Origin of the sequence: Stenotrophomonas sp. MH181796 (genome assembly GCF_009659995.1) — a bacterium.
Classification (GTDB): domain Bacteria; phylum Pseudomonadota; class Gammaproteobacteria; order Xanthomonadales; family Xanthomonadaceae; genus Stenotrophomonas; species Stenotrophomonas riyadhensis.
On the sequence record NZ_RAHU01000003.1, the window covers coordinates 641,532 to 660,590 of the forward strand.

The 19,059-nt window shown below is 61.9% G+C and carries 14 protein-coding genes and 1 pseudogene; 3 read left to right on the forward strand and 12 right to left on the reverse strand.

Annotation, left to right across the window (positions count from 1 at the left end; translation table 11 throughout):
- Positions 1–76 precede the first annotated feature (76 nt).
- Positions 77–1,138 carry a type VI secretion system protein TssA gene (tssA, locus tag D5301_RS10285; protein ID WP_110712636.1) on the forward strand — a complete coding sequence of 354 codons (1,062 nt, stop codon included), beginning with the start codon at positions 77–79 and terminating at the stop codon, positions 1,136–1,138.
- A 51-nt stretch (positions 1,139–1,189) separates the two neighbouring features.
- Here tssA and D5301_RS10290 read toward each other — a convergent pair whose 3' ends face one another.
- From D5301_RS10290 to D5301_RS10315, 6 genes are all read right to left on the reverse strand, one after another.
- Positions 1,190–1,975: an OmpA family protein gene (locus D5301_RS10290; RefSeq protein ID WP_110712637.1), complete on the reverse strand. Its 786-nt coding sequence runs from the start codon at positions 1,973–1,975 to the stop codon at positions 1,190–1,192.
- 2 nt (positions 1,976–1,977) lie between these two features.
- Complete coding sequence (gene tagF, locus D5301_RS10295) at positions 1,978–2,961, reverse strand: type VI secretion system-associated protein TagF (RefSeq protein ID WP_110712638.1); 984 nt, start codon at positions 2,959–2,961, stop codon at positions 1,978–1,980.
- Positions 2,958–6,671, reverse strand: coding sequence for a type VI secretion system membrane subunit TssM (gene tssM, locus D5301_RS10300; protein ID WP_153855587.1), 3,714 nt, complete (start codon positions 6,669–6,671; stop codon positions 2,958–2,960). Before tssM ends, tagF begins: the two co-directional genes overlap by 4 nt.
- A 15-nt stretch (positions 6,672–6,686) precedes the next feature.
- Positions 6,687–8,120, reverse strand: coding sequence for a hypothetical protein (locus tag D5301_RS10305; protein WP_153855588.1), 1,434 nt, complete (start codon positions 8,118–8,120; stop codon positions 6,687–6,689).
- A 42-nt stretch (positions 8,121–8,162) separates the two neighbouring features.
- Positions 8,163–8,423 carry a PAAR domain-containing protein gene (locus D5301_RS10310; protein WP_110712641.1) on the reverse strand — a complete coding sequence of 87 codons (261 nt, stop codon included), beginning with the start codon at positions 8,421–8,423 and terminating at the stop codon, positions 8,163–8,165.
- A 102-nt stretch (positions 8,424–8,525) separates the two neighbouring features.
- Positions 8,526–9,407, reverse strand: a complete 882-nt coding sequence (locus D5301_RS10315; protein ID WP_248857913.1) for a M15 family metallopeptidase — start codon at positions 9,405–9,407, stop codon at positions 8,526–8,528.
- 500 nt (positions 9,408–9,907) lie between these two features.
- Here D5301_RS10315 and D5301_RS10320 point away from each other — a divergent pair, with 500 nt between their 5' ends.
- Complete coding sequence (locus D5301_RS10320; RefSeq protein ID WP_153855589.1) at positions 9,908–10,360, forward strand: hypothetical protein; 453 nt, start codon at positions 9,908–9,910, stop codon at positions 10,358–10,360.
- A gap of 102 nt (positions 10,361–10,462) precedes the next feature.
- Here the strand turns inward: D5301_RS10320 and D5301_RS10325 are convergent, their stop codons facing one another.
- The 5 genes from D5301_RS10325 to D5301_RS10350 form a co-directional block, all read right to left on the reverse strand.
- Complete coding sequence (locus tag D5301_RS10325) at positions 10,463–11,509, reverse strand: DUF6708 domain-containing protein (RefSeq protein ID WP_153855590.1); 1,047 nt, start codon at positions 11,507–11,509, stop codon at positions 10,463–10,465.
- Between the two features lie 96 nt (positions 11,510–11,605).
- Positions 11,606–12,547 carry a DUF6708 domain-containing protein gene (locus D5301_RS10330; protein WP_153855591.1) on the reverse strand — a complete coding sequence of 314 codons (942 nt, stop codon included), beginning with the start codon at positions 12,545–12,547 and terminating at the stop codon, positions 11,606–11,608.
- Positions 12,548–13,014: 467 nt separating this feature from the next.
- Positions 13,015–13,815 (reverse strand): DUF6708 domain-containing protein, encoded by an 801-nt coding sequence (locus D5301_RS10340; RefSeq protein ID WP_153855593.1) that lies wholly within the window; start codon positions 13,813–13,815, stop codon positions 13,015–13,017.
- Positions 13,816–14,789: 974 nt separating this feature from the next.
- Positions 14,790–15,827, reverse strand: a complete 1,038-nt coding sequence (locus D5301_RS10345; RefSeq protein ID WP_153855594.1) for a DUF6708 domain-containing protein — start codon at positions 15,825–15,827, stop codon at positions 14,790–14,792.
- A gap of 172 nt (positions 15,828–15,999) precedes the next feature.
- Entirely contained in the window at positions 16,000–17,091 is a 1,092-nt protein-coding gene (locus tag D5301_RS10350; RefSeq protein WP_153855595.1) for a DUF6708 domain-containing protein, read from the reverse strand.
- A 141-nt stretch (positions 17,092–17,232) separates the two neighbouring features.
- On the opposite strand from D5301_RS10350, the pseudogene D5301_RS24235 reads away from it, so the two are divergent.
- A pseudogene (locus tag D5301_RS24235) lies at positions 17,233–17,397 on the forward strand (IS5/IS1182 family transposase); the annotation flags it as partial.
- A gap of 503 nt (positions 17,398–17,900) precedes the next feature.
- On the opposite strand, the gene D5301_RS10360 reads toward D5301_RS24235, so the two are convergent.
- Entirely contained in the window at positions 17,901–18,935 is a 1,035-nt protein-coding gene (locus D5301_RS10360; RefSeq protein ID WP_153855597.1) for a hypothetical protein, read from the reverse strand.
- Positions 18,936–19,059: the final 124 nt, after the last annotated feature.

The window sequence follows — 19,059 nt, forward strand, 5'->3', positions numbered from 1 at the left end:
CGTGACTTTCCCTCATCCCGTAACCGCGTTCACATTCAACCGCTAGAATCGACCGCAGTCCCCAACGAGACCTGCCATGCTGGATCAGGAAGCCCTGCTGGCCCCGATTTCCGAACACGCCCCGACCGGTGAAGACCTGTCGTTCTCGGCCGAGTTCGATCGGATCATCGAAAACCGTCGTGCCGACGACCCGACCCTGGACCAGGGCGCGTGGCAGACCGACATCAAGTACGCCGACTGGAGCAGCGTGCTGCGCGATGCCAACGATCTGCTGCAGACCCGGACCAAGGATCTGCGGCTGGCTGGCTGGCTCAGCGAGGCCGCCACCCAGCTGGAGGGGTTCCAGGGCCTGGCCGCGGGCTACCGGGTCACCGCCGGCCTCTGCGACCGGTTCTGGGAAGAGGTGCATCCACAGGCACCGGACGGCGACTTCGAGGAACGTATCGGCAACCTCAGCTGGCTGCTGACCAATTCGCTGCAGTGGCTGCGGGCGGTGCCGATCATCGTCGCCCCCCAGGGCCGCTTCAGCCTGGCCGATTTCGAGCACGCCCATGCCCGCGCCAACAGCAGCGAGGACGATGACGGCCGCCCCGGACTGGACATCCTCAATGCCGCCCGCCGCGATACCCAGCACGGCTTCTATCGCCAGCTGGCCGATGACCTGCCGGACTGCAGCCAGGCACTGGCCGAGCTGCAGGCCGCGGTCGACAACCGGCTCGGCCTGGATGGCCCCAGCTTCAGCGCGGTCCGCGAGCAGCTTGAGCATCTACAGCGCACCGTACTGCGCTTCGCGCGTGAGGCGGGCGTGCTGCTCGATGGCGAGACCGGGCCGGCAGAGGACACGTTCAGCGGCACCGACTTTGCCGCGGATGCCCCGGCATTCGACCCGGCGCCGGTCAGCGCCGCCCCGCGTGGGCCGGCCGGTGCTCCCGGTTCACGCAAGGAAGCCCTGCAGCAGTTGCGCCAGGTGGCCGAGTTCTTCCGTCGTACCGAACCGCACAGCCCCGTGGCCTATCTGGCCGAGAAAGCCGCGCGCTGGGGCGAAATGCCGCTGCACGTGTGGCTCAAGCGGGTCATCAAGGACCATGGCACGCTGGAGCAGATGGAAGAGATGCTGGACGTGAACCCGGAAGACTGAGCGCTTCCGGGCCATCGAGCGGAGAGCGGGCCTGGCCCGCTCTCCGCGCGGTTACTGGATCTTGAATTCGATGCGACGGTTGCGCGCGCGGCCATCGTTGCTGGTGTTGTCCGCCACCGGCTCATCAGGCCCCTTGCCCAGCACGTCCATATGGCTACCCGGGATGCCCTTGGACATCATGTAGTTCTTCACCGCCAGCGCACGCGCGTGGCTCAGGGTCAGGTTGGACTCGCGCTGGCCGACGTTGTCGGTGTGGCCAATGATCAGGAAGCGGCTGTCGGGCATCTGCGCCATCTTGGCCACCATCTCGTCGAGGATGCTCATGCCGAACGGCGTGAGGCGGGCGCTGCCACTCTGGAACTCGATGATGCGGTTGGCCAGGGTCTGGTCCAGCACGTTCTGCTGCGATCCCACCTTCAGCGCGTTGGTGACCGTGTAGCTGGTGTTGCTGGCCAGGCTCAGGTCACTGGCGACCTGCTGGCGCAGGGCCTCGTTGCCGACCTCACCGCTGATCTTCACGGCCTGGCCGTTCACTTCCAGCTTGCCGGGCGACACCCGCTTCAGGCCAGGGTTGATCATGCCGGATACGTAATCGCCCCAGTTCGGCGGCGTGGCGATGGTCTCGACCTGGACGCGGTCGACAACGCGATCGGCCCCATAGACCGCGCGCAGGTTGTTGAGCAGCTTGGCCTTGGTTGCCTGGTCAGGCACCACGCCTTCGATCACCACCGGGCGCTCCGTGGTCGCCTGGGCTGCAGCCGGCGCGTTCTGCGCCGACAGTGGCGCGACGGCCAGCAGCAGCGGCAGCACGAGAGAAAGAGAATTGCACAGGCGCATCGTCAGGTTCCCAGGAAAGTCTCGCCGAACAGCTTGCGTGCGGTGGCCAGGGCCAGGTCGTCACGGTCGAGGAAGCTGCCGAAGCGGTTGAGGTTGTAGTCGCCGCGCAGGTAGTCGTCCACCCATTCCGAGTGCTGGATGCGGATCAGGAAGTCGCCGGCCTCGGCCGGATCCAGCACCGCGCGCAGCACCTGGCGGTCGGCGCCGTTGAAGCCGACGATCATGCTCGGCGCGGCATCATTGCGGATCAGCACGGCCAGTTCGAAATCACCGCGGGCGACGAAGCTGGACAGCAGGTCGAGCCAGAACGCCGCCACCAGCGGGCGATAGGCGGGATCGCGGACCAGCGGGAACACCAGTGCCTTGTCGATGTTGACGTCACCGCCGCTGAGCACCGGCTGCAGCAGCAGGCCCAGGGCCGGCAGCACCTGGCGCAGCGCCACGTCACCATGGCCGGAATCGCGCAGGCGCTGCTCGAGGTCGGCGACCGTGGTGTTCTCCAGGAAATCCTGGAAGCTGCCGTTGTAGTCACCGGGATCGGTGCTGATGCTGAAACGCGCGTCGGCCAGCTGCGCCAGTGCCTGTGCGGCATCACTGTCCTGGTAGGCCTGGCGGGCGAGACGGGCCAGGCCCGACCACGCGTTGGACATCGCCAGCGGGCTGCGGCCGATGAACGGCAGCGGCTCCGGTGCATCCAGGCGCAGCGCCGACAGCAGCGGGAAGCGTCGCTCGGACGCATCGCGGCTGGCCAGGAAGTGACCGCACAACACCATCTTGCTGCGCGAGCCGAGGAAGGCGTAGTGGATCTCCGGTGCTTCGTCGTAGCGCTGCTTCCAGTCCGGGCTCTGGCTCAGCAACTCCAGGCTTTCGCCGGCCCAGCGATCCAGCCAGCCCAGCAACTGATGGTTGTCGGCCGCACGCACGAAATCGCCACGCGATGGCACCTTGCCGAAGTACGACACACCGGCGCTGACCACGCGGCTCATCGGGCACCTCCAGCGGCCGGGGCCGGTGTCGCCGGCGCGGCCGGCGCGGCAGTGGGCACCGCCGGTGCGGCGGGTTCGCCACCAGCCACCCGTTCGGGCAACTGCAAGCCGCGCTGCCAATCACCGCCACCCTGCGCAGCTTCACCGGCACGGCGCACGATGCGCATCTCGACCGGAACCGACACGCCATTGCCCGTCCAGGTGATGCGGCTGGAATCATCCAGGCGCTCGACCTGGCCGGCCGACATCAGGCGGTTGACGCCGTTCGAGCCCGGCGCACTGAACACTTCCACCGTCCTGCCATCGCCGGTCACCGCCGTGATCTTCACGCCCGGCACCTGGCCGACGTTCGGGTACTGCATGGTGGTCCACTGCGGCGGCGTATTGCGGTAGCGCAGCACCTGGCCATCAATCTCGATGGTGTACTCCAGCGCACCGGCTGCCGGGGCCGGCAGGATCTCGAAGATCGTGGTGTCCTGCGCCGCACCAGCCGCCGAACCACTCACCCAGTTGCCATAGTTGGCCACCAGCTCGGCCGACAGGTTCACGCCCTGCCCGGCCCAGCGCCGGGTCTCCAGCAGCGGACCGCGCTGGATCACCAGCGTCCCCAGTGCCTCCTTGTTGAAGGCGGCGATGCTGCCGCTGGCGCCGAAGATACCGGCAATGTCACTGGGTGCCGCATCGACATCGGAGTTGAGGTTGAACGGGTACTGCTGGCCGATGCGCGCCTTGAACGGATCGTAGACCTGCGCCTTCCAGGTCTTGTTGACCTCATCCTCGGTCGGCGCGATCAGCGTGCTGAAGGTCTGGGTCAGCGGTCGCAGCAGCAGCGGACGCAGTGCCTCGCGCTGCTTCTCGTCCAGCCCGGTCAGCACCTGCTCGTCCACCAGTGCCAGGCCCACGCTCAGCTCCGAACCCTCGTTGCTGAAGGTGTCCTGCATGAGCTTGCGGGTGCCGACGCCGATTTCGCCCTGGCTCTTGATCGCGTTCAGGCGGGCACGCAGCTTGGCCAGCGTCTCGAAGTACGCGGTGATGACGGCAGGCTGGTCACCGCGCTCGCTGGTCAGCCGTGCGATGCCTTCAAAGGCCTTGCCGATCGGGCCGACCGGCTGCGCCGCCGCCGTCGCCGCCGGGTCCTTGCGCAGGATGGTGCGCTGGAACCAGGCCACGAAGCCCTTGCGCGCCTTGCTGGAGCGTGCCAGCGCCTGCGGGTTGTCCCACACCGTCTCCTCGTTGATGCGCTCCAGCAGCATGCGCAACGGCGAGTTGCTGGCGTCGCCCAGCTTGTTGATGCGGCCGACAGCCTCGTCGAAGGTGCTGAACTCCGCCACGCTCAGGCCCCGCAGGAACTTGGTCCACTCGCGGGCGTAGTCGTTCTTGTACATGTTCACCAGCTCGCGCGAGACATGCTCCGGGCTGCCAGCCAGTGACAGGTCGCTCTGCTCGGTGGTGCCCAGTACCCAGTCGGTGGTGCTCAGCTGGGTATTGGCCGCCTCCTTGATCGCATCCTGCACATACTCCTCCCACGCCTTGCGCGAGAAGGCGCCGGAAATGGCGTAGCTGCCGTTGATCAGGCGGCCATTGCGCTCGACACCCACCAGGCTGTCGACCGTGGTGGTACCGAAACGTGCGCCGGCCCGCGCCTTGATCTGTGCATACACGCGCTCCATCGCCGGCTGGCCCTTCATCACCTGCCCCAGCGCCTGGCGCGTATCGGAGACCAGGGTGACCTTGTTCTGCACCTGCGGCCAGCTCGGCTTGCCGGCCTGCGCCACGTAGAACGTCATCAGCTTCTCGGCCGCGCGGACCATTTCCTCACGGCTCATCTGGCCGCGGTTGGCCTCCAGCCAGGTACGCCAGAACAGGGTCAGCTGCTGCGACAGGTGCGCGCCTTCCACGTACTTGGGATTACCCAGCATCAAGTAGGTCTTGAGCGCGTTGTAGGCATCGTTGGTGCTGGTCGGCGAGGCATTCTGGTACAGCACTTCGCTCTCGGCGGCGGTACTGTTGCCCTGCCCCAGCTTGTCGCGCTCGGCTACCACCTGGCCCAGGTAGTTCTCCAGGTTCGATACGGTGGGGGCCAGCATCACCTGCTGCATGCCATGGTTGTACTCACGCAGCAGCTTCTCCCGGATGGCCGTGCCCTGGTACAGGCCGAGGTGGGTGGTGATGCCGCCCTCCTTGCCGTAACGGTCCAGCTGCTCCATGCGGTCCTGCAGCAGCAGGAGCGCGTCGATGCGCGACTTCAGGTCCATGCGGTCCTTCTGCACCCGCACGGCCTGGTCCAGATCCTTTGTCGCATTGGCCACCAGCTGCGCATTGGTCGTATACGACCAGGTCCACAGGCCCAGCGCCAACGCCAGCACACCTACCGCGCCGAGGAACACGCCATAGCGCAGGCGGTTCTGATGGGGGCTGGAATACTGCCGCACCAGCTCCTTGTCAGCAAAGATCACCTTGCGGAACAGATCCTTGAGGAAGAACGCGGTGTGGCCGGTCGGCGCTTCATCGACATTGGAGCCGCGTTCCAGATTGAACTGGCGGCCGACACGCTCGGAAGCATGGTGCACCGAGCGCCCTTCCTGCAGCGCGCTGGAGAAGTAGAAGCCGCGGAACACCGGCTTGAACTGGTACGGATTGTCTTCGAACAGCGTGGCGATGAACGTACGCAGCGCCGGCTTGATGCCGACGAACTCCAGCGGCAACGACAGCAGGCCCGGCGACACCTCGCGGCCACGCTGCATCGCCATGTGGGTCAGGCTCATTTCCTTGATGCCTTCGGCCAGCTCATCGAAGTGGCTGTCGAAGGCGGCCAGTGCATCGCCCTGCTGCTGTACGTCGAACGGCAGCGTCGCGCCCCACACGTGCTCGCGCTCGCCCGGGTCCAGGTTGCGGAAGAATTCGCTGAAGCCAGCGATCAGGTCAGCCTTGGTGAACAGCACGTAGACCGGCGCGAACACTTCCAGCCGCTCGGTGATTTCCTGCACGCGCTGGCGCAGGTTCTTGGCCAGCTCGATCGCGAATTCCGGCTTGCTGCCGGAAAGCTCGGCCAGGCTGGCGGCGATGATCACGCCGTTGATCGGCGCGCGTGGGCGGTTCTTCTTCAGCAGGCCGAGGAAGGTCAGCCACTCCATGCGGTCCTCGACGCTGACCGAGTAACGGCCGGCGGTATCGAGCACGATGCCATTGGTGGTGAAGTACCAGTCACAGTTGCGGGTGCCGCCGATGCCCTGCACCACGTTGCCGCGGTTGTCCTCGAACGGGAACTGCAGCCCGGAGTTGAGGATGGCCGTGCTCTTGCCGGCCGCGGGATTGCCGATGATCACATACCACGGCAGCTCGTACAGCGCGGCGTTGCCCTTCAGCACGCCCATCCGCGAGGACTTGATCTGCTTGACCGCGTCCATCATGCGGGTGCGCAGCGCCTCGGTATCGGCACGCTGCGCCGGCTGCGACGAGGCCACCGCCTTGTCCGCCTCGTCCTTGACCATCGCCTCCACCCGCTTGGCCGCACGCCGCGCGAGGATCCGCTTGATGCCCCAGACCAGCAGCGCCAGCAGCAGCAGGCCTGCCAGCACGACGGCCACCCAGATGCCTATCTGCCGCGCTTCGGCTTCACCGTAGTGGGCCAGCGCAGCGGCACCGACCAGGCCGATCACCATCCACAGACGGTAGTCGCGCAGGTAGTAGCTGAAATTGCTCAAACTCATGCAGGGATCCAGGGGTCAGGAGGCCGACGGCGCATCGGCCGGCAGCGTCGGGGAAGGAAGAGGGTCGACCAGGCCGAACAGGCGCTGCTGGTTGTCGGCAACGCCGAGCAGCAACACCGGTTCGGCCTGGCGTTGGAGTTGTGCATGGGCCAGCGCCAGCTGGGCGATCGGCAGCACCGGCCCCAGCTCGCCGGCACTGATCGCCAGCGCCAGGCTCTGCGGACTGAAATCGAGGTCGGGCGCCAGCGTCGCGGCGATGGCAGCGGCATCGACCATCAGGTCGCCGCGGTGATCGGCATCGTGCAGCACGAACTGCGCCTGCGCCGGCGCCTGGCCGAGGGAGGCATGCCAGTGCGTGGCCAACGCCGCCAGCTGCCGGCGCTGCTCGGCCGGGCGCTGCGCTTCGATCTGTTCGGCACGCACCAGTTGCGGGCGCCACACGCGGCCGGCCCCGTCGTGCGCCAGCGCCCGGCTGGACAGCAGCACGCCGGCGGCGCCTTCGCCCGGCACCCGGCCATCGGGATTCTGCGCGGTCGCCAGCACGCCCGAGGCCTGCCAGGCCGCGACGAGCGCGGAATCGATGAAGGAGGTGGCCGCCAGCACCAGGTGCCAGCGCGGCTGCCCCGTCGACAGCGCATCGATCACCCGCTGCAGATGCGGCCAGACTTCGCGGGCGCCATCCAGCGTGGTGACGCGCACATCGAAGCGGCGCGCATCCAGGCCCGCCAGGCGCGCCTGCTCCAGCAGCCAGTCCTGTGCCCAGTGGCGCAGCGGATCGGACCAGCTGCCGGGCACCAGAAGCTCGATGCTGAGTACGTTCTCCACGCGCTGTTCGTCGCGACGACGCAGCCCAGCCACCACCACTTCCTCAGAGGCCACGATCTCCGGCAGCGCCGTGAACACGGTTTCCAGCAGTTCTTCCAGCACCGGTCGCAGCAACGCCAGTGCGCGGCGTTCATGCGCCGCCGTGTCGATGCCATCCTGGCGCGCCTGCACGACCTCGAACTCGTCCAGATCCTGGGCCGCGCTCATCCGCACCGGCAGGTTGTAGTTGTCACGGAAGCGCCCATCCAGCGAAGGGCGCGGTGGCGCCGCAGCCGTCGCCAGCAGCGCCGGCGCATCCAGATCCACGCCCAACCGAAGGGTGCCGGCAAGCAGCGCGACCGAAGGCGGCGCAGCGGACTGCGGATCGGTCGCCTCCTGCTTTGCAGCTCCCGCCTTGGCGTCATCAGACGTGGCCTTGTCCAGCGCCGATTCTGCGCCACGGCGCACAGCGCCGCGCAGCATGAAGCCTGCGCTGCTCAGCCCAACAGGCAGCAGGCCCAGGTAGGCCAGCATCTGCATGCCGGTCGGTACCGTGCCGCTGTTGCGCCAATAGAGAATCGTCGCGCCCCAGGTAGCGATGAACACCATCACCACCGACGCTGCCTTGCCCAGCCATCCTGCCATCAGTTGCCCTGCTCCATGCGCTGCTCCCGTCGACCGCGCCGATCAGCGCAGGCCGGTAGCGGCCTGCGAAGCCACCAATGTCGCCCCGCATCCGGTACGGTCACCGTCGCGCGCCACCGGTTGGCCGTCGATCATGACGGTTGCGTCACCACTGACGATCGTGGTCGTGCCATGCATCGCGCACACGGCACGGTCACCCACGCGCGCCACCGGCTTGCCATTGATGTCGGTCTCGCCAGTGCCTGCCACCACGCTGCCACCGTGGCTGAGCTTGTCACCAACGACAATAAATGGTCGTGCCATCCATCATGCTCCTTGATCCTGTGTGACCTGGCGCTCCATCGCCCCCTGTGCCCCGGCGACCCAGATCATCGCCATAACCATACCAGCACCGCCGTGTGGTTATCACCCTTGGCGTGACAGCTCTTCACGCTTGGCCGCACGCGCCGCGCGGCAGCGGGATGTCATTTCCACGTGAACATAGTCCTTGATGCTGCGCCAGTTGCCGCCCCAGTCCAGCCCTGCCTGTTCAGCCAGTTCGCCGTACAGGAAGTAGCCGCGCTTGGTCCACTCATCATTCATGTCCCACTGCAGCTTGCCGTCACGGATCGGGGCGCTGTCCACGCCCAGGCCATACTGATGGCAGCTCTGCCACGCACCGGCCCGTGTCGCCTTGCCTCCCGCCATCAACTCGGCCTGGCGCTCAGGGCTGCGATAGCCCTCGATCAGCACCATCTCGTAGCCATACTGGCGCCGCATCACCTCGTAGATGGCCAGCACGCGCTGCTGCAGATCCGCATCGATCTGGTTCCACTTGCGGTCCGCCGTGACAATTTCAGGCCGCAAACGACGCACCTCGGCGGTCGTGAACACCTCCGGCGGCGGCGGCGGCGGCGGGGTCAGACGCTCGCCACGCAGCAGCTGGGCCACCATCGAACTGGATTCCGCCAGATCATCGCCGCGAAAATCTTCCAGCACCACCGTCTGGCGCGTGACCAGTATCACAATTGGAGGAATCACCAGAGCGGCCGTGGCAATTGCCAGAATCGGCCAATGACGCCGGATCGCGCTATGCGCCGCACCGGCCTCTTCACGAACCCCACTGCGCACCCGCGTGACGCCGTGACCGACCTTGTCCCCGACCCGCCCGGCCCTGCGCCGGAATCCGCCGAACCGGCGCGCCAACGCCTGACGCAGCGACTCCACCGTCTCAGGGAACAACAACACCCAGCACACCAGTGCCACAAGCAGCACGACGGCAATGGCTGCAACCACGATTGGCAACACTGGTCCTCCCTGACACGCGATCTGGTTGACGCCCCAACCGCTTTCACTAAGAATGCGAAAATTCGCTTCGGCAGATGCCGACTCAAACCAAGGGCTGGAAGCACTTGAATAATGGCGGAATCAACCGGCCAAGTCTGCTCTCAGGGGGAGCGCAGACCAAAGGCCAGGCCCCCAATGCGGGCCGTATTCTGGCAGACATGGAGGGCCGGCAGGCAACCGCGTCGCCTCGTGCTGCGCGCGTATCGTCTGGTGGCACCCGTCGCCTCGGGCTATGGCTGGGCATCGGCGCCGCCGTCGTCGCAATTGCCGGGCTTGCTGCGTGGGGCCTCTCCGGCAGCGCCGATTACCCCGAGCCCAGCGAGTATTCGCTGGCCCCGGATCCGGCTCACGCAACGGGGCACCCGGATATCCCCGCCACGTCATCACGCGACGGTGCGGCCATGATCGTGGATGCGCCGCCTGCAGTGGGTGAGCCCGCGCTACCTGCACCTGCAGAGAGCATGGCGCCCGCACCTGCTGATGCAGCCGCGGCAGTCGCCGCCCCCGCCACGGCAACAACAGGCACCAGCGCACGCAGCCCTGCAGCAGCGTCACGCAGCACGCGCGAGGCGCCGCGGGCCGGCACCCAGGGCAAGGGCGATGAAAACCTGCTCGGCACCCTGCTCGGCATCATCAAGGAAGAAGACAAGGCCAAGGGCAAGGCGAAGGCCAGTACCCAGCCGCAGAGCATGGATGACCTGATCGCGCAGATCGAGGCCGACCAGCGCAAGCGCACCGAGGACGAGCGTGCCGCCTTCGAGCGCGTGGCCAGCAAGAAGTCCGCGTCGACCGAGTCGAACATCCAGGCCCAGCTGCGCAGCTGCCCCAGCCCGACCTCGCTGAAGGGCGTGGATTGCCGCCGGCGGATCTGCGCCGCCGTGAGCGGCAAGGACCCGGCCTGCCCGGCGATGTAGTTGGTTCAGTAGAGTCGAGCCGTGCTCGACTCGGTTTTCCCCGTAGGCGCTTCCTGGTCCGCACACGCTGCGGCCGTGCAGCTTTACCCACCACCTGCTTGATCAGGTACCGTCGGTTGCCCGCAGCAGCTGCTGCCGCACCTCATCGTTGCGGGCCTTCGCTGCAGCTATCGATTCCTTCCAGAAGTGCTCCATTTTTTCCGCGCGCCCTTCCGCATGATCAACCCGCCCGTACACGCCTGGGGCGCGGAGTGGCGGCGTACCCGAAGAAGCCGCCGTGCGCCTGACGATGGACGCGGGCCAGACCGGCTCACGGCACAGCTTCATCGCCAGGAAGCGGAACAGTGCCCAGGGCAAGGTGAGCGGCAGCGCGATCCACATCAGCCCTGAGCCGGCCGAAGACACATGAATGATGAATGCATTGCGGAAGCTCGGTGCTACCGAGGTGTAGAGCTGCAACGGCGGGAACGGGAGCGCGGAACGCCCCTCTTCCATGAAGCGCCGGATCATTTCCCAGTGCGCAAGCACGACGGCGGGGTTGGAGCCGCAATCCGACCCGACTGCAAAGGTGTGGACCACCTGATCGCCGCGCGTCACCAGGCCCCTGAGATCGTAGGTGTAGTCCTCGCCGGGTCCCGCAGGCTTGTCCCTGCCGATGATGAAGCGGACATCCGACCAGGGCGCCGACACCACCTTGTTACGCCCCCCCGTGAAGACGTGCACCTGACGCGTAGCGCGATCAAAGCGGATGGGGTAGTACCTATAACGCAGGATATCCCGGAAGAGCATCTTCCATAGAATGAACGCCAAGAATGCAAGAACGAGGGCGATCAAGCCTGCGATTGCATACACCTCATTCGATTCGAGCGGCCCAGTCCGATCAACCAGCGATGAAGTTGCGTGCAGGATCGCAATGACGAACAACAGCCCCAGCATGATGAAGACGCTCGCCCCCATCAGCGCCCAACCTCGATACAAGAAATGACGATCAACATACTCGATGCAATCATCATCAATGGCGATGATTCCCTTATCAATCGGGACAAACGTGGATGAGTCGAAATGACGCACATCGGCAGCCCTTTCGTACTCGGCAAGGGGACGATTATTGCGATACCGCTGGGTAAGCCAGCCGGCGAACTGGCTCATCGCCCATCCTCCCTGCGCATGAAAGCGAAGTCGCAGCTGGACGGCACCCGCTGCCCCGCTCTGCGTTGATCGACAATCATCCTGACGAGCGCTCGATCAAGTAGATGATGCAACGGCCTGCTCCTGTGCCATGACGTCCGTCTCGACCAGTCCAAGTGGATCATCCGCATCAACCGCACACGCCTCCTCTACCCACTGCGGCCAAACAGGCATGCGACAGGATCGCAGGACCAGCCACCGGCAGAACACCAGGGGCAACAGCAGCGGCATCAGGATGAATCGGGCACTCAGCATGGCTGGCCCGAGGCTGGCCACCACAAACAGATAGCAGTTGCGCAATGAAGGCACCACGGACAGGTTCATCTGCCTACCGTCGATAGTGTCGACCACTTCCGCAGGACCGTCCTCCATGTAGCGACGAAGGAACTCCCAGATCGCCCGTATCTTCTGCTCGTCATCGAAGTAGTGGCCGACAGCGAAGGTCCGCTTGACGACGTGATCCTCAATGATGCTGCAACGCAGATCACGCAGGAACTCCTCGCTGGTTCCTCGCCCGATGTAGAACACGGCCTCATCCCAACGGACGGATACGGCTCCCTCCTTCCCGCCGGTGAAGAAGTAGACCGTGCGGTTACGCCGATTGAATCTCGTCGGGTACCAGACGTAGGTGAAGAACTCGTATCGAAGGGTGATATGCCAGAACAGTGCTGGGGCGCCGATCACGCACGCAGCCACCATCACATACATCACCCAGTCCCAGCCATCTCCCTCAAGGTTGGGGATGACCAGAGTGAAGAGAAGAAAGAAGCCAAGCAGGAACAGCCCCAGCGTGCCAAGCAGGACCACGGTGGTCGATACCATGCCGCGCAGCCGGAAACGACGATCGATCAGATCGATGTAGGTCGAGTTGAAGCGGACCAGGCAGGCGCGCTCGGCAGGCGTCACGGATTGGGGGCTATGGGCATCGAAACGCGAGGCGTCCTCATGTGGAGAAAGCCCACGCCCCAGGGGAAACTCCCGCATCCATCCGGTGAACATCGAAACTCCTTTCAGCGTCCCCAGTGAGCATGACACGGGATTGAGTTACTGGGTGGCTTCGTGGCGTCATCGCGAGGGCTGCCCAAGCATGAATGATGACGTCCCCCCCGAAAATCACGCTGGAGGGCTTCTCGAGCATGGCCCACAAAGTGTCGATTGCGGATTTTGATGCCTTCACAGAGGCTGCTGGCCGATCGTGGGATGCGCACGTCGAAAATCGACGCTGATTTGTAGCGTGCCGACCTCAAGGCTGCCGCCGGAGTGAAATGGCAGGACGCGATGGACTTCTGCGAGTGGGCAGGAAGGGGACCAGGCCGAAAGCGTACGCTCCCAACCGAGGCGCAATGGGAGCTCGCGACTTGGTCGGGAAGGAAGATGGTTGTGTATCCGGCCGATAGAGGCGTCGCAAACGCCAGCCGACGAGAGCCACCTCCCCATCGTCGCAAGAAGACGCCGCCGCATTTCGTTCAGAAGCGTTCACCTTCATGGAACTGGCCGACATAGTCAGGCTCTCGCCAAAGGTTCGGGTCATCTGCGTCAATCATTGATTCCTTCCTGACATACGCCGGCCAGGTGGGTGCCTTGCTACTCTTGAGTACAAGCCAGCGGCACGCTATCAGAGGAATGAGGAAAGGCATAAGCAGCCATCTCAACTGAAGCAGGGACTCACCAAGGCTTATAACCACGGTCAAATAGCAATTCTTCCAGGAATCTGCCACGGAGAGGTTCAGCCGCCGCGGTGCCACAGGGTCAATCAAATGCTCCGGCCCCTCATCCATATAACGCCGAATGAACTCCCATATCTCCCTCACCTTCTTCTCATCATCAAAGTAGTGACCAACGGCGAAAGTGCGGCGCACTACATCACCGTCCATTACGTGCACTCGAATATCACGCAAGTACTTCTCACGATCCCCGTGACCCAAGTGAAAGTACGCCTCTTCCCAGGGGACGCTGACTACGCCTCCGTCTCCACCTCCAACGAAGGCATGCACCATCCGCGTGCGTCGATTAAACCTGATTGGATAGTACTTGTAGGAAAAAAAATCTCGCCCAAAGGTGAGCCAACAAACCAAGGGCCACTGACCAACAAAGATCAAAAGAAACACAGCGGCGACCCGCCAATCATAGATGCCATCCGGTCGAGCGTTTGGCACCCAGAAAGAAAGCATCCAAAGACCAAACAGCGCCATCGCACTGCATACCAACGTTGCAACCGTTGTACCAACCATGCCTCTCAGACGATAGCGGCGATCGATTACATCCATGTAAGTGGAATTAAGACTGATTACACAGTGCCGCTCAGAGCAACGTTCATCTCGCTCCCGCGGCAGCCTCTCCAGTCGCTCAATCGCATCAATCGGCCTGTTTGTCCTGAATTTCGTCAGCCAACCTGTATACACGTCAATCCTCTTCGCCGGGCGATCTTCAGCCGTGCTCTAGCAACTTCCTTTGCCTGGATGATACCTGCGCCCGCGCGTGCCACCATAGGCGCATCGGCAACTACCCTGGACCTATCCGCTATCAGTAACGGCGCCGCCCGCGCACTTGCCATCGATTGCCCCTGTTGAGCCGTAGATTGAAGCGCGCGCAGTAGCTCTTCACTCTGGCTGACCCACAGATGCTGCTTTACTCGCGTATCCCCCGCCCCCCCACCGGAACCAGCTAGCCTGAGAATAGCCTCTGCTTCCGACCATCAAGCGCTTCACGCCATTCTGCTTGAGTGAACGCCCTCGATGCCCCCCCCCCCCTGCACGCACGATCTTCCATACGCAGAGAGGCATCAACGATCAGATGGGTAGTCTGCAGGGCAACTCACTTGAGCATGGGCCCAGCAAGGCTATGAGAAAGTTGTATAGACGCGGAAGGGACGCCTTTCTTACGCGAAGCACCATGGCCTACCAACGCGATCAGCGGACTTGCATACGTACGCGCAAGACCCATAGCGGGCCGACATGCCTTCGTGGCGTACAACCTGCCACGCCAACGACCTAGACCGCGCCCACATGCGCCGGCGCAGCCGATCTCACATCAGGCCCTCGGAACAGCTCAAGCGCTCAGGCTTCGAGCGCATTCGGCCTAATACCGTCATTGCCTCGCTCGGATACCCGGGACGACGCCCCATACTTATGGCCTTCAATTTCTCGCCAATTTCTAAGTAGGGAGAGGCATCCACAATGACCCCAGGGGTTACGAGAGGCTCATCAGCACTCCATCCAAATGAGTCCCAAACCCCGCGCCATCAAAGCGCAGCGCCGATATACCCGACAATAGAGCAACCAAGGAGTACGCCCAAGGCAGTACAAATCATCGGCCACCCCTTGTCTTTAAATCCAAGAGGCGCGTTATTCCTCCAGTCGAGCTGCCCCACAGAACTCATCGAGGAATCACTTTCTCGCAAGACCTCCTCAGGCCATTCAGGTATGCGACTAGTACTCATCGCAAGCCAACGTGACAGCGCAATGAATGCGAAGGGTAGCGCGACAACCAGCTGCATCAAGGGCCAGTGAATCATTGGCGCGAACGTTCTAGCAACGCCAAACTCAAAGCCTTCCTTGCGCCCAAGTACCGGCACAAATACGGGATCCTCCCCCATCAATTCACCACCCGCCTCATGCGCCATGTATCTACGTACAAGCTCCCACAGATGAAGCAAATCCTCCTCGCCACCAAGGAACACATACCCCAGCGTAAAACTCTCCAGAACCGTCATTCCGTCATCAGAAAGAACGTGTGCTCTGAGATCACTAGTTTTTCCCATTGGTGGCGAGTGCGCTGACGCAATGCACACAAGCAGGCTATCCCAGTCTGCAGTTAACACCGTGCCGTCCTGCCTGAATAAATGAACCTTTCTAGTGCGCCGATTCAGCCTCATCGGATAGTGCGTCCAACGAAAGCATTCACTTCTTATAAGCCACGAAACCCCGCAAACAATGAACGCAAAAACAGGCAAAGCAACCAGAACAAAAAGCCATATTATCGACGACTCCACGTCCCCGATTGAATAACCAGAACTAAAAAATACAAAAATAAAATAGAAAAACCCTGGAATAATCATCAAACCCAACATCATTCCGAGCCACGCATTGAATCCCTTGACGGGATACCATCGATCAACAAGCTCCAAGCAATCTTCACCGATCGATATAACAGATAAATACCCATTTGGCGAGCCCGAAGCGCGCTCAGACTTGCTTAACTGGTTTACCCGCTCCTCAGTCGTGACGGGTCTATTCTTTGGAAACCTCAGCTTTCCAAAATCAAGGCCTGTGTAGTCCATATTATCCCTTCAACCAAGCCCGGAGCTGCTTGAACTGCCATTCAATGGCAACAAACATCTCCCCGCATTCAAAACCGTCGAACTGGCAAATCCTGAGTAGCACTGCTGCTCGGCTCGCTATTGGTTACCCATAAAATCCCTTACGCATAGAACCTCAATATATCGATCCCACCTAGAAATCCGCACTAGCGAACCAAGGCGGCACCCCGAGCACGGCGAACATCATGAATACGATGATCGTTGAGATAAAACCAAGAAGCGCCCATCGCCGATTCAAGTTTTTCAGCCGCCCCGAGTATGCCAGCCGTTCCGCTTCCGTAAGCCGCCTGACCCGGAAGGACTCATTCGGGGCTCCAGCTGCAATCTCAGCTCGAACTTCTTCTGGCCATTGAGGCTTGGGGGCATTACGCGATATCCAGAGTCCGGCCTTCTCAAACCAGTACATGAACGACCCAACAATTCCAATATAAGCGAGGGGAAACGCTCCCGACTTGACTCGATGATGATTGTCTATGAAACCCCCGAACAACTGACGGTCCATTAGCGCCAAGTCTGCCCTTGCGTCGCCAGGTGACGGCAAAGGATCCACCTCCGGTAAGCTGCGGGGGTCTCCATCCATGTACACACGAATGAACTCCCAGATCATCTCTGGAGCACGAATGTCACGGTGCGGCTGAGCCAATGGCACATACATCTTGATCTGTCTATCCGAGCTACCAAGCTCCACCACTGCGAGTACATAGCCGGTGGCCCCACCTGCCAGGCTATAACTTCTGGAAACCATGCAGACGGGCCGAACTTCGTCATAGTTCAACGCCACCCACCCAGCTTTGGGTCCAAGCCATGAATAGAAGCGTCGATGCTTCCTGCTCAACACTACGGGTGGCGCCATAGTTCGCACCACGGATGCAACTGCCCACGCAATGAACCCGCCTGAAATCAGGACAAGTACTCCATATGCGGCTGCGGCGTCAGGCCAGAAATTAGGACTTGACAGGAGGTTACCCATCACCACGTCAGCAAGAACCATACTGAGCCCGGCACAACCTATTGCCAGTCCGAGCACAAAAGCAAAGCCCCTGCTCGACACTTGGACATCATGAGCAAACGATAGGAACGAATCATTAATTGACTGGATTGCATTGACCGACGCAGGCTCAAGTTCTCGAGGCTCTTTCCCTAATCTAAGCAACCTCCCCCAAGCCCCACTTTTATCTGGGAGCCTGTTCATACCAAACAGGGCATCGCGAGCGCTTCTATTCATCAGGACTACTTCTTCTTATGGACCAGCCAGACTTCCGCAGACACTCATGAGCCGATTTGCACGTAGCGCCATTCAAACTCTACAGGCACCAGGCCGCCAGAGGAACCGTGCTGCCAGATTGGGCCCGTAGAACATCCCGATGTGTTTGAATACGTCAGCCTGCGTGAGATCTTCCTGGCCGAGATGGAGCAGGTGTTGCCGTGGAAGGCACTGCTGGCTCAGATCGAGCCGCATTACCCGAGCCCGGGACGCGTAGTTCATCCGCCGTACTCAATGCAGACGACGCTGCACACTCACCTGTTGCAATGGAGGTGCGCGCCGACCACTCACCCTGGCGTTGCTGTACGGCGAAGAAGAGTGCGTGTCCTGTTTACGGCCCCCAACCTGCGGATGGCGCGCCTGCAATTGCTGCCGGCATAGGGCTAACTCCTTCCCCAGATGCCCTCAAGGGCACTTCGAACACGAAAGAGGATGGCAATCCTCTGTGCCTGATGGCTTCGGACCATCCAGGTGCTGGAAATCCAGCACTCAGCAACGATTTTTCAGGGCACCCTTAAGTCCCTGGCACTGACGCTGCAGCCCGCAAGAAGGGGACAATCACACGCGTAACGCGAACTTGGCTCTCAGAACCGGGAGGCCTGAAAACAGGCCAAATCCAGCCACCTTGGCGACCGATGCCCCCCCCCCCCAAAAAAAAAAAGCTCGACGCGGTGCGATCACGACCGGACAGCAGCGGTCCAAATTACTCGCCATGATTGTGCTGAGCCTGCCCGGGCAGATAATCATCCAGGCTCCTATCGTCAAGCAACTCAACGCCGTATAGCGACGTACAAGAGGACGAAGAGAAGTATCCAGACAAAGGCCCCCAAGGCAAGCGCAATAGCAATTATCCACTTTGAAATTGGGGTCACGTCACCATAGCGATCCGCCTTCGACTTCAGGACTGAGTCGTCCTTCAAGGCATCAAATCGCGACGGCCAAGGGCCCGTCTCCTTAACTCCGAATGGCCCCTTTGATATCCAAGCGGCGATCAGCTCTGACAGCTGAAATGGCATCAACAGAACGGTCCAAAGCAAACTTACCAACGTGATAACGGGCGTCCATGGCTGCCGACCCAACAAACACTTGCGAGTCGCATCCAATGTCCAGATACTCACCACCATCCGTTTAAGCCAGCCCATACGCGACGAAACTAGCTGGAACCTAGGAAGATCGGAAAGAGAGCCTTCCATGAAAACCTGAAAGAATCCAAACCTATGAGCACCCGCGCCTATCAGATCACCTTTGCCCGCAATAAATTCCGAGCGGACGATACCGGTACCATCCTCAATATCCGCCAGTATCAACTGGTACGTAACCGAGCCACCCGCGGCATGCACGACCTGAATGATACGAATAAACGGCTTTAGCGATTTCCAATTGTAGACCACGCCCCCAGATGCGCCGTAATGGGTAACGGTCTGGTCCAGCCTATTGAACAGGATCGGATCCAAGCGATCGCCATTACGCACCGCCCTGAAAACAAATACTGCCGCCGCAGTACCCAAAACGGCAACCAGGAAAACCATAATCAACGGGAAAACCAACTTCGACGCATCCTCCAGGAGCATCGGCAAAAAACCAAGAACAACGCCAACTATCAAGATAATCGCGAACAGCAAAATAACCGCGATACCTTTACCAGCCGAAATTGAATTGACATCCGGAACAACAATCAAAACATCCTCATTTACGTCGAGGATAAAATCAGGGCCACCATCTTCGGTGCGACGCAAGAGTAGCGGATACATCTTTCCGCCACGCCCTTGTATTGCGCCATCCATATCCATCACTTCAATCTTCATTCGGTCATCAACCCGTTCTTAATCGCCGCACATCAATCTGGGGGGATGTCGGGCAAAACCAACTCTGGATTGGCAATCCTTACCTGGCCACACACCTGCTGGGTAGTGGATTGAAGCGCGCGCA